The organism is Lentzea jiangxiensis (genome assembly GCF_900104175.1).
GTDB classification, from domain to species: domain Bacteria; phylum Actinomycetota; class Actinomycetes; order Mycobacteriales; family Pseudonocardiaceae; genus Lentzea; species Lentzea jiangxiensis.
Genome location: NZ_FNIX01000001.1, coordinates 965,394 through 980,606, shown reverse-complemented (window position 1 = coordinate 980,606; position 15,213 = coordinate 965,394). Strand labels below are relative to the sequence as shown.

At 69.3% G+C, this 15,213-nt stretch carries 14 protein-coding genes and 2 tRNA genes; 3 read left to right on the top strand and 13 right to left on the bottom strand.

Features of this window, described 5'->3' with window-relative positions; all coding sequences use genetic code 11:
• Positions 1-191: 191 nt before the first annotated feature.
• From BLQ91_RS04840 to leuC, 3 genes are all read right to left on the bottom strand, one after another.
• Positions 192-893 carry an HU family DNA-binding protein gene (locus tag BLQ91_RS04840; RefSeq protein WP_090095391.1) on the bottom strand — a complete coding sequence of 234 codons (702 nt, stop codon included), beginning with the start codon at positions 891-893 and terminating at the stop codon, positions 192-194.
• 187 nt (positions 894-1,080) lie between these two features.
• Positions 1,081-1,683: a 3-isopropylmalate dehydratase small subunit gene (leuD, locus tag BLQ91_RS04835; RefSeq protein WP_090095390.1), complete on the bottom strand. Its 603-nt coding sequence runs from the start codon at positions 1,681-1,683 to the stop codon at positions 1,081-1,083.
• A 2-nt stretch (positions 1,684-1,685) separates the two neighbouring features.
• Positions 1,686-3,092, bottom strand: a complete 1,407-nt coding sequence (gene leuC / locus BLQ91_RS04830) for a 3-isopropylmalate dehydratase large subunit (RefSeq protein WP_090095389.1) — start codon at positions 3,090-3,092, stop codon at positions 1,686-1,688.
• A 73-nt stretch (positions 3,093-3,165) separates the two neighbouring features.
• On the opposite strand from leuC, the gene BLQ91_RS04825 reads away from it, so the two are divergent.
• Positions 3,166-3,867, top strand: a complete 702-nt coding sequence (locus BLQ91_RS04825; protein ID WP_053736944.1) for an IclR family transcriptional regulator — start codon at positions 3,166-3,168, stop codon at positions 3,865-3,867.
• A gap of 544 nt (positions 3,868-4,411) precedes the next feature.
• Here BLQ91_RS04825 and BLQ91_RS04820 read toward each other — a convergent pair.
• The 3 genes from BLQ91_RS04820 to BLQ91_RS04810 all read right to left on the bottom strand — a co-directional run bounded on the left by BLQ91_RS04820 (position 4,412) and on the right by BLQ91_RS04810 (position 5,564).
• Positions 4,412-4,484 (bottom strand) — tRNA-Glu (locus BLQ91_RS04820).
• Between the two features lie 120 nt (positions 4,485-4,604).
• Positions 4,605-4,676, bottom strand: a tRNA-Gln gene (locus BLQ91_RS04815).
• Between the two features lie 150 nt (positions 4,677-4,826).
• Positions 4,827-5,564 (bottom strand): HAD family hydrolase, encoded by a 738-nt coding sequence (locus BLQ91_RS04810; protein ID WP_245733114.1) that lies wholly within the window; start codon positions 5,562-5,564, stop codon positions 4,827-4,829.
• 379 nt (positions 5,565-5,943) lie between these two features.
• On the opposite strand from BLQ91_RS04810, the gene BLQ91_RS04805 reads away from it, so the two are divergent.
• Complete coding sequence (locus BLQ91_RS04805; protein WP_090095387.1) at positions 5,944-7,200, top strand: FAD-dependent oxidoreductase; 1,257 nt, start codon at positions 5,944-5,946, stop codon at positions 7,198-7,200.
• Between the two features lie 17 nt (positions 7,201-7,217).
• Here the strand turns inward: BLQ91_RS04805 and BLQ91_RS04800 are convergent, their stop codons facing one another.
• The 6 genes from BLQ91_RS04800 to BLQ91_RS04775 all read right to left on the bottom strand — a co-directional run bounded on the left by BLQ91_RS04800 (position 7,218) and on the right by BLQ91_RS04775 (position 13,386).
• The gene (locus BLQ91_RS04800) at positions 7,218-7,877 is read right to left on the bottom strand and encodes a response regulator transcription factor (protein ID WP_090095386.1); all 660 of its coding nucleotides are present in this window, start codon (positions 7,875-7,877) and stop codon (positions 7,218-7,220) included.
• Between the two features lie 67 nt (positions 7,878-7,944).
• Positions 7,945-8,703, bottom strand: a complete 759-nt coding sequence (locus BLQ91_RS04795) for a fumarylacetoacetate hydrolase family protein (RefSeq protein ID WP_090095385.1) — start codon at positions 8,701-8,703, stop codon at positions 7,945-7,947.
• A gap of 17 nt (positions 8,704-8,720) precedes the next feature.
• Entirely contained in the window at positions 8,721-10,304 is a 1,584-nt protein-coding gene (gene cimA / locus BLQ91_RS04790; RefSeq protein ID WP_090095384.1) for a citramalate synthase, read from the bottom strand.
• A gap of 345 nt (positions 10,305-10,649) precedes the next feature.
• Entirely contained in the window at positions 10,650-11,627 is a 978-nt protein-coding gene (locus BLQ91_RS04785) for an ABC transporter substrate-binding protein (RefSeq protein ID WP_090095383.1), read from the bottom strand.
• Positions 11,624-12,364 (bottom strand): ABC transporter ATP-binding protein, encoded by a 741-nt coding sequence (locus tag BLQ91_RS04780; RefSeq protein ID WP_090095382.1) that lies wholly within the window; start codon positions 12,362-12,364, stop codon positions 11,624-11,626. Before BLQ91_RS04780 ends, BLQ91_RS04785 begins: the two co-directional genes overlap by 4 nt.
• Positions 12,364-13,386 (bottom strand): FecCD family ABC transporter permease, encoded by a 1,023-nt coding sequence (locus BLQ91_RS04775; RefSeq protein ID WP_245733112.1) that lies wholly within the window; start codon positions 13,384-13,386, stop codon positions 12,364-12,366. The genes BLQ91_RS04780 and BLQ91_RS04775 overlap by 1 nt, the downstream gene beginning before the upstream one ends.
• Before the next feature lie 263 nt (positions 13,387-13,649).
• Here BLQ91_RS04775 and BLQ91_RS04770 point away from each other — a divergent pair, with 263 nt between their 5' ends.
• Entirely contained in the window at positions 13,650-14,069 is a 420-nt protein-coding gene (locus tag BLQ91_RS04770; protein ID WP_090095381.1) for a YciI family protein, read from the top strand.
• Positions 14,070-14,142: 73 nt separating this feature from the next.
• Here the strand turns inward: BLQ91_RS04770 and BLQ91_RS04765 are convergent, their stop codons facing one another.
• Positions 14,143-15,180, bottom strand: a complete 1,038-nt coding sequence (locus BLQ91_RS04765; RefSeq protein WP_090095992.1) for a 3-isopropylmalate dehydrogenase — start codon at positions 15,178-15,180, stop codon at positions 14,143-14,145.
• Positions 15,181-15,213 lie beyond the last annotated feature (33 nt).

Genomic DNA, 15,213 nt, shown 5'->3' with positions numbered 1-15,213 from the left:
CCACCGCAGGTCAGAGGCTTCGTGGGGCGGCTTCCCAGGCACGCCAAGGGCTTCTCCGGGGATCCCTGTGCCCCAACGACCTCCCGGCCCGGTGACGTCCTGCCCCAGGCACGCGGAAGGCCCCGGTGTGCGCACACCGGGGCCTTCCGCGTAGTTGCTGAAGTGACGCAGCCTCCCTGTGGAGGCCCGTCTCACTTCTTCTTGGCAGCCGTCTTGCGAGCAGCCGGCTTCGCAGCCGCCGTCTTCGCGGCGGGCTTGGCAGCGGCGGTCGTCGTCGTCTTGGCGGCGGCCGTCGTCGTCTTGGCAGCCGTCGTCTTCGTGGCAGCCGTGGTGCGCTTCGCCGGAGCCTTGGCAGCCGTCGTCTTCGTGGCAGCGGCCTTGGTGGCGGTCGCCTTCGCGGGCGCCTTGGCGGCAGCAGCGGTCTTCGTCGCGGCGGCCGTGCTGGTGCGACGGGTCGCGGGCGCCTTGGTGGCGGCCGCGGCCGTGCGGGTGCGCGTGGTGGTGGTCGCGCGGGTCGTCGCGGCCTTCGTCGCCGGAGCCTTGGTGGCCGCGGGCTTCGCGGCGGCAGCGGCGGCGGGCTTGGCGGCGGCCTTGGCGGCAACGGCCTTCGGCAGCTTCTTCGCACCGCTGATGACGTCCTTGAACGTCGAGCCGGGGCGGAACGCGGGCACGTTGGTCTTCTTGACCTTCACGGTCTCGCCCGTGCGCGGGTTGCGCGCGGTGCGAGCCGCACGGGCACGCTTCTCGAAGACGCCGAAGCCCGTGATGTTGACCTTCTCGCCCTTGTTGACGCTCCGCACGATCACATCGACGATGCCGTCAACAGCAGCACCCGCGGTCTTCTTGTCTCCCAGGCGCTCGGCGAGCGCCTCGATGAGCTGGGCCTTGTTCACCTTCAGTCCCTCCCAGGACGCTCACGGCCCCTAAGCGTCGGGCCGACTAGAACGCAACGGTAGGCCCAAATCGCGAGAAATACCAATCGCCACGCCAAAGTTTTCGTTGTGGCGTGGCTAATTGCGCCCCTTCGAGGGACTCAGAGCGCCGGATTCGCCCCTCTCAAGAGGAGAATCCGGCCCCCTCTCAGACCGCCGGAAGCGGATCCGTTGTGGGCAACCAAGTCTGGCGATTGCCTTCAAATGCGCTGATCTCGGCCTCGTGGCGCAGCGTCAAAGCGATGTCGTCGAGGCCTTCGAGAAGGCGCCAGCGGGTGTAGTCGTCGATCTCGAAGGGGGCGACCAAGTCCTTGGCGCGAACGGTCTTGTCGGTGAGGTCGACGGTGACCGGCGTGCCGGGCTCGGACTCCAGCAGCTTCCACAGCAGCTCGACATCGGACTGGCTGCACTGCGCCGCCACGAGGCCCTGCTTGCCCGCGTTGCCCCGGAAGATGTCCGCGAACCGGGACGAGACGACGACGCGGAAGCCGTAGTCCATCAACGCCCAGACGGCGTGTTCCCGAGAGGACCCGGTGCCGAAGTCGGGGCCCGCGACGAGGACGCTGCCCGCCCTGAACGGCTCCTGGTTGAGGATGAAGTGCTCGTCGCCGCGCCAGGCGGCGAAGAGCCCGTCCTCGAACCCGCTGCGGGTCACGCGCTTGAGGTAGACGGCCGGGATGATCTGGTCGGTGTCCACGTTGGACCTGCGCAGCGGCACGCCGACGCCCGTGTGGGTGGTGAAGGCTTCCATGGTCAGTTCTCCAGGTCTGCGGGGGCCGACAGGGTGCCGCGCACGGCCGTGGCGGCCGCGACGAGCGGGGACACGAGGTGCGTGCGGCCGCCCTTGCCCTGCCTGCCCTCGAAGTTGCGGTTGGAGGTCGACGCGCTGCGCTCGCCGGGGGCGAGCTGATCCGGGTTCATGCCAAGGCACATCGAGCAGCCCGCCTGGCGCCACTCGGCACCCGCGTCGAGGAAGACCTTGTCCAGCCCCTCGTCCTCCGCCTGCTTGCGCACCCGCATCGACCCGGGGACGACGAGCATCCGCACCCCCGAGGCGACGTGCTTGCCCTTCAGCACGTCCGCGGCGGCGCGCAGGTCCTCGATGCGCCCGTTCGTGCACGAGCCGAGGAACACGGTGTCCACGCGGATGTCGCGCAGCGGCGTGCCGGGCTCGAGGCCCATGTACGTCAGCGCCTTCTCGGCGGCCACGCGCTCGTTCTCGTCCGCGATCTGCCCGGGGTCGGGGATGCTCGCGCCCAGGGGCAGTCCCTGGCCCGGGTTGGTCCCCCACGTGACGAACGGGGTGAGCTCGTCGGCGTTGATGTGCACCTCGGCGTCGAACGTCGCGTCGTCGTCGGTGCGCAACGTCTTCCAGTACTCGACGGCCTTGTCCCACTCCGCGCCGGACGGTGCGTGCGGGCGTCCCTGGATGTAGTCGAAAGTCGTGTCGTCCGGCGCGATCATGCCGGCGCGCGCGCCCGCTTCGATCGACATGTTGCAAACCGTCATGCGCGCTTCCATCGACAGCTTCTCGATGGCGGAGCCGCGGTACTCGAGCACGTAGCCCTGTCCGCCACCGGTTCCGATCTTCGCGATGACCGCGAGGATGACGTCCTTCGCCGTGACGCCGGGACCGAGGTCGCCTTCGACGGTGATGGCCATCGTCTTGAAGGGGCGCAACGGCAACGTCTGCGTCGCCATCACGTGCTCTACCTCGGACGTGCCGATGCCGAACGCCAGCGCGCCGAACGCACCGTGCGTGCTCGTGTGGCTGTCGCCGCACACCACGGTCATCCCCGGCTGCGTGAGACCCAGCTGCGGGCCCACGACGTGGACGATGCCCTGCTCGAAGTCCCCCATGGGGTGCAGCCGCACCCCGAACTCCGCGCAGTTGCGGCGGAGCGTCTCCACCTGCGTGCGCGAGACGAGGTCCGCGATCGGCTTGTCGATGTCGACGGTCGGGACGTTGTGGTCCTCGGTGGCGATCGTCAGGTCGGGCCTGCGCAGCTTCCGGTTGGCAAGGCGCAGCCCGTCGAACGCCTGGGGGCTGGTGACTTCGTGGAGCAGGTGGAGGTCGATGTAGAGCAGGTCCGGCTCCGCACCACTTCCGTGGCGCACAACGTGTGCCTCCCACACCTTCTCCGCGAGCGTGCGGCTCATCGCGACATCTCCCACAGTATGGACGTGCCGACAGATCTGGACTTCTCACTGTCTGGGAAGTTAGTATCGGCTTGTGGGACAGCATAGCGGGATCGGCGTGCTGGACAAGGCAGTGGCCGTGTTGAACGCCGTAGCAAAAGATCCGTGTGGCCTGGCCGAGTTGTGCAACCGCACAGGCCTGCCGCGGGCGACCGCGCACCGCCTGGCCGTGGGCCTCGAGGTGCACAGGTTGCTGCGCCGCGGCTCCGACGGCCGCTGGCGCCCCGGCGCGGCACTCGCCGAACTGGCCGGCGGTGCGACGGACCCGTTGCTGGACGCGGCTTCCTCGGTGCTGCCGCGCCTGCGCGACATCACCGGCGAAAGCGTGCAGCTGTACCGTCGCGACGGCATGCAGCGGGTCTGCGTCTCCTCGGCCGAGCCTCCTTCGGGCCTGCGCGACACGGTCCCGATCGGTGCCAGGCTCCCGATGACGGCGGGCTCCGGCGCCAAGGTCCTGGCCGCGTGGTCGGATCCCGGCACGCAACGCGCCGTGCTGGCCGACGCCGTCTACGGCGAACGCACCCTGCTCGAGGTCCGCCGCCGGGGCTGGGCGCAAAGCGTGGCGGAACGGGAACCGGGCGTGGCTTCGGTCTCAGCCCCGGTGCGCGACTCCTCGGGAGCCGTCGTCGCCGCCGTCTCGGTCTCGGGCCCCATCGACCGCATGGGCCGCCGCCCGGGCGCCCGCTGGGCCGCAGACCTGCTGGCGGCAGCCGAGGCCCTGCAAAGCCGCCTCTGAAGCACCACGCCCCCAAGGCCGTCCTCCCCACGGAAGGGCGGCCTTCTGCTTTCCCTCCCCCACACGCCGCCCTTCCACACGACAAAGCCAGGCAGCCGCCGAACCCGGCGCGGAACACAGACCGAGCGCGACGCCGACGACCACTCACCGCCAGTGCCGGCCCAAACGATTGCTCAGCCGCTCACAGCGCCGCCGAAGAGATGCAACACACAGAAGGCGAGCCTCAACACCAAACCCATCAAAGCTAAGACAGTCGCTCCAAATGTGTGCCGCAGCACAATAAGAAGCCCGCTCAAAACGAGGCCCTAACTCACAGAAACCACTCCGACGGCGAGCGAAGCAAAGCCCACTCCACCGGCGAGCGAAGCGACGCCCCAGCCACCGGCGAGCGAAGCGAAGCCCGACCCAGAACATTCGGGCAACCCCGAGGCGGGGGTCCGGGGGCGGCAGCCCGCCGGCTGGGGGTCTGGGGGCTCGGCCCCCAGAGGACACATGCAAAAGAGGCCCGTCTGCGTTTTCCGCAGACGGGCCTCTCCCACCTCTGTAGCCCCGAAGGGATTCGAACCCTCGCTACCGCCTTGAGAGGGCGGCGTCCTAGGCCGCTAGACGACGGGGCCCTAGAACTTCTTGCTGGTGTGAACCTTATCAGATCGCTCTGTCCGGTTCAAATCCGGCTATTCAGTTCTTTTTCTTGCTTTGCTCCGGAACCTTACCCGAGGGCAGTTCTTCCGTTGCAGCTGGGGTACCAGGACTCGAACCTAGACTAACTGAACCAGAATCAGTCGTGCTGCCAATTACACCATACCCCATTGGCTTTCACGATCGACTTCGTTGTCCCTGGGGAGTTCCGAGGCCCTCGTTGCTGCCGGGAGAAATACTAGACCACGCCCCCACCAGAAGTGAAATCGGCCCCCTCCTCAACGCATATGCGCAGGTGGGGGCCGGTCTCGGAGGTGAACTCAGGCGGTCGCGGCGGAGAGTTCGCACACGAGGAGCTCGGGCAGTTCCGCGAGACTCGTGATCGACGACAGTCCCGCGGGCAGCGTTCCGCCGGTCGGACCCGTGCGGTTGATCCAGACGCCGTGCATTCCGGCGTCGCGGGCCCCGATGGCGTCGGCGTGCAGGCGGTCTCCCACGTGGACGGTGTCGCCGGGCGGGACGCCGAGGGACAGGCACGCGGTGTGGAAGATCACGCGGTCCGGCTTCGCGCAGCCGACCTCACCGGCGATGAGCACGGCGTCGAAGTACTCGGCGAGGCCCAGCTGGGCGATCTTCACGCGCTGGTGGCAGCCGGAGGCGTTGCTGATCGCGGCGATGGGCAGGCCCGTGGCGCGCAGCCAGTCGAGCATCGGGATCGCGTCCGGGAAGAGGCACCAGCCGGCGGAGAGGACCTCCTGGCGGCCGACCTCGCGGCGGGTCGCTTCGTCGAGCGGCAGGTCTTCGCCGAGCGCGGCGAAGAAGGCCTGCGTCCGGATGTTGCGCATCTCCTCGTAGCGGAGCTCGCCGGAGAGCTGGCGGGACACGTGGTCGTCGGTGATGCGCTGCCACAACGACCAGGCGTCGGCGTTACCGACCATCGATGCCAACGCGGCTCGCGAAGAAGTGCTGTAGTCGACAAGTGTGTCGTCGACGTCCAGGCACACAGCGCGGATCTCGCCGGTTCTCTTACGCGTGAAAGTCGGGGACGCAGTTGTCACCCAGGAAGGTTAGGTGCGTGGGGGCCTCGTCCGATTCGGCTAACGAGGTGATTCCTCCAGGTCCTTGCACGATCAAGCGGACCTTGAGGCCCCGAACGAACCAGTCGCACTCCTCCAGGCGCTGAAAGCAATCGCCCGGTCGAGTGTTGTTCGGCAACGCAACCACCGCTGTAGTGCCCTGCGATTCCGCGGGTGCGGCACCTTAGCCCGAACAGCGAACTTCCGCAGCAGCCGCAACCTTTTCGAGGCCTGGTTTCCCAGACGGTCCACAATGGATGGTCCCGAACGAGGTCCGCGCCACCGCGAACTCCGCTTGACGCGCCTTGCGATCAGGAGCATGCTGAGTTTATTCAACAGCAGTTGAAAAGAGGGGATCGACATGGAGAGGACGACCTGTCTCGTCGTCGGCGGCGGACCCGCGGGGATGGTGCTGGGGCTGCTGCTGGCGCGCGGAGGTGTCGAGGTGACTGTGCTGGAGAAGCACGGCGACTTCCTGCGCGACTTCCGCGGCGACACGGTGCACGCGTCGACGCTCACGCTGATGGACGAACTGGGGCTCGGTCCGGCGTTCGAGCAGGTGCCCCACCAGGACGTCGACAAGCTCGAGGCGCTGCTCGACGGCGGCGCCAAGGCCACGATCGCCGACCTGTCACGGCTTCCCGGCCCGAACAAGCGCATCGCGATGGTGCCGCAGTGGGACTTCCTGGACCTGCTCGCGGACGCGGCCAGGCTCGAACCGACGTTCTCGCTGCGGATGAACACCGAGGTCACCGCGATCACCAAGAGTGGCAACAGGGTCACCGGCGTGCAGTACCGGGACCGCGTTGACGGGCACGAGGGTGAGATCGCGGCGGACCTCGTCGTCGCGGCGGACGGCAGGAGCTCGATCCTGCGCGCCGCCGCGGAACTCCCCGTCCACAGCTTCGGCGCACCGATGGACGTGTGGTGGTTCCGCCTGCCGCGCAAGGAGACCGACGACATCAAGGGCGGCGCCGGCCGGTTCAGCGCCGGCAGCGCGATGGTCCTGATTCCCCGTGGTGACTACTTCCAGTGCGCTTTCCTGATCCGCAAGGGCACCGACGAGGCGCTGCGCGCCGAAGGTGTCGAGAAGTTCCGGCAACGCGTCGTCACGCTCGTCCCGTGGCTCGCGGACCGCGTCGACCACATCACCGGCATCGACGACTGCAAGCTGCTCGACGTGAAGCTGGACCGCTTGCGGCGCTGGCACGTGGACGGACTGCTGTGCATCGGTGACGCGGCGCACGCGATGTCGCCCGTCGGCGGCGTGGGCATCAACCTCGCCGTGCAGGACGCCGTGGCGGCGGCCACCCTGCTCGCGAAGCCGTTGCGGGAGGGCGGGGTCACGAGCGCGACGCTCGCGAAGGTGCGCGGGCGCAGGCTGTTCCCGACCCTGGTGATCCAGACCGTGCAGCGGGTGATCCACCGGTTGTTCCTCGGACGCAAGCTCAACAGCACCGAGACGGTCTCGCGCACCGGCGTGCCGCTGCCGCTCAGGATCGCCCAGAAGCTGCCGTTCCTGCAGGCCGTGCCCGCCTACGTGGTCGCGATCGGCCCGCGCCCGGAGCACGCGCCGGAGTTCGCCCGCCGTGCTCCGCAGGTCATCACCAGGTCGTGACGGTCAGGTCGTGACGGTCAGGTCGTGACGAACGAGTCCGAGGACTCGCTGAGCACCATCGCCACGGCGTGGGCGCGATCGCGTGCGCCGAGCTTGCGCAGGATCGCCTTCACGTGGGTCTTCACGGTGTCGTTGCTGATGAAGAGCCGCTGGGCGATGCGCGCGTTGTCCAACCCCTTCGCCATCTCGGCGAGGACGTCGAACTCGCGCGCGGACAGGCGGCCGAGCGACGCGGGCGGGGGCATCCGCGCCGGCAGGCGTGCGAGCGAGCCCACCCTGGCGTCGATGGTGGCGGGAGCACCCCGCACCGCGGCCACGATCAGCGGCAGCAGCTCGGCCACGGGCGAGGTCTTCAGCAGGTAGGCCACCGCGCCGGCGTCCAGCGCCGCGCGGGCCCAGCTCGGACTGTCCGCATTGGACAGGACGACGACGCGGGCGCCCGGCCGGTGCTGCGCCGTGTCGCGCACGGTGCGCAGCGGTCCGGCGCCCGGCACGTCGAAGTCCGTGACGACGAGGTCCACCGGTGTGCCGCGCAGGCTGCGCGCAGCATCGGCCACGGTGTGGGCGATCCCCACAACGCGGAAGCAGTGCGTGCGGTGCAGCGAGATCCGCAGCCCCTCGGTGATGAGCTGCGAACCGTCGACCAGCAACACACGGGTGGACGCCGGGTCCGTCATGACACCGGGAAGTTACTCGCGGGTACCCGGGTGCGTAAGCCGCCGGACGCCGGATTGCTCCGTACGGCTACCTATTTGCGACCGGATTGGTGAGCGTGCCGAGGCCGTCCACCGTCACCGAGACCGTCTGTCCGGCGGTCATCGGGCCGACCCCGGCCGGCGTACCGGTCAGGATCAGGTCGCCCGGCAGCAACGTCATGATGCCCGACACGTACTCCACGAGGGATGGAATGTCGTGCACCATCAAGGAAGTACGTCCGTCTTGTTTGACTTCGCCGTCGAGCTCGGTGACGAGGCGGACGTCCGACGGGTCGAACTCGGTCTCGATGAAGGGACCCAACGGGCAAAACGTGTCGAACCCCTTGGCGCGCGTGAACTGCACGTCCTTCTTCTGCAGGTCGCGCGCGGTGACGTCGTTGGCGATCGTGTAGCCCATGATCACGCCGGCCGCCCTGGACCGCGGCACGTCGCGGCACGGCTGGCCGATGATGACCGCGACCTCGCCCTCGAAGTCGACGCGCTCGGACACCGCCGGGAGCTTGATCTCGACGTTCGGGCCGATGACCGACGTGTTGGGCTTGAAGAACAGCAGCGGCTCCTCGGGGACCTCGTTGCCGAGTTCCTTGGCGTGGTCCGCGTAGTTCCGGCCCACACCGATGATCTTCGTCGGCAGGATGGGGGCGAGCAGCCGCACGTCCGCCAACGGCCACTTGCGGCCGGTGAACGTGGGAGTGCCGAAGGGGTGTTCGGCGATTTCCGCGGCCTCGTCGCCTTGAACCTCGACGAAGGCCACGCCTTGCGGATGGGCAATCCTGGCGATACGCACGGCGCCAGTTTACGAGGTCAGCCGGACCGCATCGCCTTGTGGACGAGGGCGTCGCACAGGGCGAGCCAGCTCGCCTCGACGATGTTGCCGTGCACGCCGACCGTCGTCCACTCGCGCTCGCCGTCGGTGGACTCCACCAGGACCCGCGTCACGGCGTCGGTGCCGGGGTGCTCCGTGAGGATGCGCACCTTGTAGTCGGCCAGTTCCACGGCGTCCAACCAGGACAGGTGCGGCAGCAACGCCTTGCGCAGCGCCGCGTCCAGCGCGTGCACGGGCCCGTTGCCCTCGGCGGTGGCGATGACCCGCTCCCCCGCCACGTGCACCTTGACCGTGGCCTCGGACACGATCTCGCCGTCGGAGCGGTGGTCGAGCACCACCCGGTACGACTCGAGCGCGAACGGCGGGGTGTCCAGCTGGGACAGCTCGGACCGCAGCAGCAGCTCCATGGAGGCGTCGGCGGCCTCGAACGACCAGCCCTTCGCCTCCAGCTCCTTCACGCGCTGCAGCGCGCTGCCGACCTCGGCTGACCGGCCGGCCAGGTCGAGCCCGAACTCACGTCCCTTGAGCTCGATGCTCGCCCGGCCGGCCATCTCGGTGACCAGCACCCGCATGTCGTTGCCGACGGTGTCCGGATCGATGTGGTTGTACAGCTCCGGATCCACCTTGATCGCGCTCGCGTGCAGACCCGCCTTGTGGGCGAATGCTGACGACCCGACGTAGGCCTGGTGGGTGTCGGGTGCGATGTTCGCGATCTCGGCCAACGCATGGGAGACACGGGTGAGCTCGGCCAGCGCCCCGGTCGGGAGCACCTCCAGGCCGAGCTTGGTCACGAGGTTTCCCACGACGGCGAACAGGTCCGCGTTACCCGCTCGCTCGCCGTAGCCGTTGGCGGTGCACTGCACGTGCGTCGCGCCCGCCTGCACGGCCGCGACGGTGTTCGCCACAGCGCAGGACGTGTCGTCCTGGCAGTGGATGCCGACGCGGAAGCCGGTCTTCGCGACGACCTCCGCGACGGTCTCGGCGAGCCCGAGCGGCAGCTGCCCGCCGTTCGTGTCGCACAGCACGACGACGTCCGCGCCACCCTCCACAGCGGACTCCAGCACGCGCAGGGCGGTGTCCGGTGAGAACGCGTACCCGTCGAAGAAGTGCTCGGCGTCGAGGAAGACGCGCCTGCCGTGGTCCTTCAGGAACCGGACGGTGTCGCGCACCATCTTCAGGTTCTCACCGGTGTCCGTCCGCAACGCCCGCTCGATGTGCCGCAGGTCCGACTTGGCCACCAGCGTGACCACCGGCGCCTGGGCATCGAGAAGGGCCTTCACCTGCGGATCTTCCTCGACCTTGAGCCCGGCCTTGCGCGTCGCCCCGAACGCCACCAGCTTCGCGTGCTTGAGCTCCAGGTCCCCACCCGCCGCACGGGCGAAGAACTCCGTGTCCTTCGGCAACGCGCCGGGCCAGCCGCCCTCGATGAACCCGACGCCGAGCCCGTCCAGCAACCTCGCCACAGCGAGCTTGTCCGTGACGGAGTACGAAATGCCCTCACGTTGTGCGCCGTCGCGCAACGTCGTGTCGTAGACGTGGAAGTCGTCGTTCGGGCCGGCCATCGGGGGTCATCTCCTCATCCGGGCAAACAAAAAGACCCCCCGCGGGATGCGAGAGGTCTGCGCGTCGGGTGCCAGGGGCGGCACTACCCGACGCGCTCGTCGATAATGATGGCGAGGTGCTGAGCCATGTCCGGGATGCTGCCACAGCCCGGCGCGGGGTACCAAGTGACGGGAGCAAACCTCCCACTATCTGGTCACGGGTTCACGCGGGTGACAGCCACCGGAGTGCGCCGGGACGGATGAACCGGGCGGCGGCAGCGGGGTGGACGACCGGAGCGGGCGGCTCGGCACGCACCGCGCCCAGCCGCCCAGCCGCCCTGGCGCGGCGCGCAAGCCGACCCCGGATCAGACCCCGGCGAGGAACTTCGCGAACGCCTCGACGGAAGCCGGGTTCCGCGGCGACTCCACCAACGCCGCGTAAGGCAGCGAGAAGAACCGCTTCCCCTTCACCGCGGGCGAGTTGGCCAGCGGAGCGAACCCCTCCAGGAACGCCTGCTTCTGCTCGGGCGTGTTGGCCTCCCCGTCGGCGTAGTCCACGATCAGCACCACGTCGGGGTTGCGCTGCACCACGGCCTCCCAGTTCACGGTGGTCCAGCTGTCGTTGAGATCGCCGAAGACGTTCTCCCCGCCGGCCTTCGAGATCACGTCCTGCGGCGCCGCGTTCCTCCCGGACGTGAACGGCTGGTCCTGCCCGCTGTCGTACAGGAACACCTTCGGCCGGGGCTTGCCCTCCATCAACCGGCCGGCGCGGGCGATCTGCTCCTGGTAGCCCTTGACCAGCTCCTCGGCCTTCGCCTCGACGCGGAAGATCTTGCCGAGGTTGCGCAGGTCCGTGTACAGCGCGTCGAGGGCGGGCATGATGCCGCGCTGCTTGCCCACGCCGTTGCGGCACGCCTCGGTGAGCTGGTAGGTCGCGATGCCCAGCTCCCTCAAGGAGTCCGGGGTGAAGCCGGTGCTCTCGCTGAAGCCGTAGTTCCAGCCGGCGAAGACGAAGTCGGCGTTCACGCCCTGGACGACCTCCTTGGAGATCTTGTCGGACAGGTGCTTCCCGCTCTCGAAGTCCGCCTTCCACGGCGACGTGCGGATGTCGACGGTGTCGATGCCGTTGACGACGTAGCCCGCCATGCGGTCCTCGAGGCCCAGCGCGAACATCATCTCGGTGATGCCCGTGTCGTTCGTGACCACTTTGGACGGAACGCGGTCGAAGGTGACCTGCTGGCCGCAGTTCGTGACGGTCACCGGAGTGGAGGCCGAAGGCTCCTGGGCCACCGTCGCGCCGCAGCCGGAGAGCAGGAGCAGGGCGGCGCAGAGAACGGCTCTCATGGGGTGACCTCCTGGTCGAACAGGAGCTGTGGAACTCCCGTTGTGGGATGGGCGACCACGTGTGCGGTGACGTGGAAGACCTCGGCGACGAGCTCGGGCACCAGCACCTCGCGGGGCGTGCCGGAGGCGACGACGCGGCCCTCGTCGAGGACGTACAGGCGGTCGCAGTAGGACGCGGCGAGGTTCAGGTCGTGCAGCACGGTCAGTACCGTCACGCCGAGGCCGCGGGTCAGCGCCAGCACGTCGAGCTGGTGCCGGATGTCGAGGTGGTTGGTCGGCTCGTCCAGCACGAGCACGCGCGGTTCCTGGGCGATGGCGCGGGCGATGAGCACGCGCTGGCGTTCGCCGCCGGAGAGGCTGAGGAAGCTGCGCGCCGCCAGGTGCGTGACGTCCGCCGCGTCCAGTGCCCGCGCCACCACGCGCGCGTCCCGGGCGGGGTCGCGGTCGTGCGGCAGCCTGCCCATCTCCACGACCTCGGCGACCGTGAAGTCGAACTCGACCTGCGACTCCTGCGTCAGGGCGGACAACGAGCGGGCCACGCCGTGTCGCTTGTGGACGTCCGCGCCGTCGAGCAGCACCACGCCGGCGTCCGGTTCCAGGGCGCGGTAGACGCAGCGCAACGTCGTCGACTTGCCGCTGCCGTTCGGGCCGACGATGCCGACGACCTCGTCGCAGGCGTCCAGGGTGATGCCGGAGATGATGTTCCGGACGGTGACGTCGCGCAGCTCGACGCGCATCAGCGGCCTCCGAAGACGTAGGACCGGCGCCGCATCAGGAAGATGAAGCACGGCACGCCGAGCGCGGCCGTGATGACGCCGAGAGGCAGTTCTTCCGGCGCCGCGAGCATGCGCGCGGCCACGTCGACCCACACGAGGAACGAGGCCCCCGCGAGCGGTGCCAGCGCCAGCACCTTGCGGTGGTCCGCGCCGACGACCATGCGCGTGAGGTGCGGCAGCATCAGGCCGACGAACCCGACGGCGCCGCTGACCGCCACCAGCACCCCCGTCATCGCCGCGGTGACGATGAACAGGTGCGTGCGGAACCGCGTCACCCGCAGCCCGAGCGTGGTCGCGGTCTCGTCCCCCATCGCCATCGCGTTGAGCGGACGCGCCTTCGCCGCCAGGTAGACGATGCCGGCCAGCGTCACGGCCGTGGCGACCGGCAACGACTGCCAGTTGGCGCCGCCGAGGCTGCCGAGCAGCCAGAACATGGCCGCGCGCGCCGCCTCGCCGTGCGGCGCCTGGAACACCAGCAGCATCGCCACGGCGGAGAACCCGTACGCGAGCGCGGTCCCGGTCAGCACGAGCCGCAGCGGGGTGAGCCCCCGGCTGGTGCGCGCGGTGATGTAGACGAGGGCGGTGGCGCCGAGCCCGGTCAGGAACGCCCCGACCGACAGCGCGTAGATGCCGAGACCGGACAGCACGCCGAGCGTCGCCACGGCCGTCGCGCCCACGCTCGCGCCCGAGGAGATGCCGAGGACGTACGGGTCGGCCAGGGCGTTGCGGACCATCGCCTGGATCGCGACACCGACCGCGCTGAGCCCCGCCCCGACGACGGCGGCGAGCAGGACGCGCGGCAGCCGGATGTCCCAGACGATGTGGTACTGCCCGGCGAGGTCCGCGGGGACCGTGCCACCGGTCAGCGCCGCCCGCAGCAGGTCGAGCGTCACGCCGAACGGCACGGACACGGGTCCGAGCGCCACGCCCGCGACGACGCTGACGACGAGCACGCCGACGAGCGCGCTGATCTTGGAGATCACTGATGCCCTTCCCGCAGTCCACGGCAGGAGTTGGTTCCCCGGTCGACCGTGCACGGGTGTTCGGGCTCGTCCCCGGCCGTCCGGGGACCTACCGTTGCGGGTCAGCGCCGGATTTCGACCGGTCTTCCCCCACGCACGACTTCGGTGACCCTACCTGCGCAAAAAGGAACTTCGAAAATCTCGCGGGTGTGATGTCGATCCGGCGGGGGTCCCGTTCGACCTCGGGGCGCAGGGGGACGGGAACACGAGCAGGGAGATCCACCGTGAAGTACATGCTGATCATGCGGGCCACCGACGAGGGCTACGCGAACCTGGGCGAGCTCGACTTCGACGAGGTGCTGCGGGAGGTTGGCGAGTACAACGAGGAACTGATCCGCGCCGGTGTCCTGCTCGCCGCCGAGGGTCTCGCCGACGCGACCGAGGGCGTCGTCGTCGACTTCTCCTCCGAGCCCCCGATCGTCACCGACGGGCCGTACGGCGAGACCAAGGAGCTGTTCAACGGCTTCTACCTCCTCAACGTCTCATCACGGGAGGAGGCGGTCGAATGGGCCAAGCGCGCCCCGATGACCGGGCCCGGGTTCAAGACCGAGATCCGCAGGGTGCCGACGATCGACGAGTTCCCCCAGGACAACGAGTGGATCAGGAAGGAGCGCGCGTGGCGTGAGGCCAACGGCCAGCTCTGACGGGTGCGGAGGAACGCCGAAGCCCCGGCCGGGGAGATCCCGGCCGGGGCTTCACGACGTCTGGCGGAGGGACTCAGCCCGTGCGCACGTTCGACGACACGAGAGCCGCGAGCCTGTCACCGATCCCGTAGGTCGCGCCCGGCGACTGGTGGTCGCGGGTCGCCAGGTCGAACGCCACGGAGGCCTCGATCCGGCGGGCCGACTCGTGCTCGCCGAGGTGGTCGAGCAGCAGCGCGACCGACAGCACGGCGGCGGTCGGGTCGGCGATGCCCTGGCCCGCGATGTCCGGCGCGGAACCGTGCACCGGCTCGAACATCGAGGGGTTGCGACGGGTCACGTCCATGTTTCCCGACGCGGCCAGGCCGATTCCGCCCGTGACGGCGGCGGCGAGGTCGGTCAGGATGTCGCCGAACAGGTTGTCCGTCACGATCACGTCGTAGCGGCCCGGGTCGGTGACCATGTGGATGGTCGCCGCGTCCACGTGCTGGTAGGCCACGGTGACGTCCGGGTGCTGCAGCGAGACCTCCTCGACGACGCGCGACCACAGCGAGCCGGCGTGCGTGAGGACGTTCGTCTTGTGCACCAGCGTCAGGTGCCGGCGCTGGCGGTTCGAGGCACGCGCGAAGGCGTCCCTGACCACGCGCTCGACGCCGAACGAGGTGTTCAGCGAGACCTCGGTGGCGATCTCGTGCGGCGTGTCCTTGCGGAGCAGGCCGCCGTTGCCCGCGTACGGGCCCTCGGTGCCCTCGCGCACCACCACCATGTCGATCTCCGGCGGGTCCGCGAGCGGGCTGCGGACACCGGGGTAGAGACGAGCCGGGCGGAGGTTCACGTGGTGGTCGAGCTCGAAGCGCAGCCGCAGCAGCAGACCGCGCTCCAGGATTCCGCTCGGCACCGACGGGTCGCCCACCGCGCCGAGCAGGATCGCGTCGTGCTGGCGGAGCTCACCGAGCACCGACTCGGGCAACAACTCTCCCGTGGCGTGCCAGCGCGCCGCGCCGAGGTCGTAACGGGTGATCTCGGCCGCCGGAACGACCTCACCGAGGACCTTCAGGGCCTCAGCGATGACCTCGGGCCCGATCCCGTCTCCTGGGATCACTGCGAGCCGCATCCACACACCTCCCAGGTGTCAGTCCCCAATTGG

Bases quoted from the DNA above. Each gene is read 5' to 3' on its own strand.
- BLQ91_RS04785 (WP_090095383.1), bottom strand. From the start codon at position 11,627: ATGAGAGCCGTTCTCTGCGCCGCCCTGCTCCTGCTCTCCGGCTGCGGC.
- leuD (WP_090095390.1), bottom strand. From the start codon at position 1,683: ATGGAAGCCTTCACCACCCACACGGGCGTCGGCGTGCCGCTGCGCAGG.
- leuC (WP_090095389.1), bottom strand. From the start codon at position 3,092: ATGAGCCGCACGCTCGCGGAGAAGGTGTGGGAGGCACACGTTGTGCGC.
- BLQ91_RS04805 (WP_090095387.1), top strand. From the start codon at position 5,944: ATGGAGAGGACGACCTGTCTCGTCGTCGGCGGCGGACCCGCGGGGATG.
- BLQ91_RS04800 (WP_090095386.1), bottom strand. From the start codon at position 7,877: ATGACGGACCCGGCGTCCACCCGTGTGTTGCTGGTCGACGGTTCGCAG.
- BLQ91_RS04780 (WP_090095382.1), bottom strand. From the start codon at position 12,364: ATGCGCGTCGAGCTGCGCGACGTCACCGTCCGGAACATCATCTCCGGC.
- cimA (WP_090095384.1), bottom strand. From the start codon at position 10,304: ATGGCCGGCCCGAACGACGACTTCCACGTCTACGACACGACGTTGCGC.
- BLQ91_RS04765 (WP_090095992.1), bottom strand. From the start codon at position 15,180: ATGCGGCTCGCAGTGATCCCAGGAGACGGGATCGGGCCCGAGGTCATC.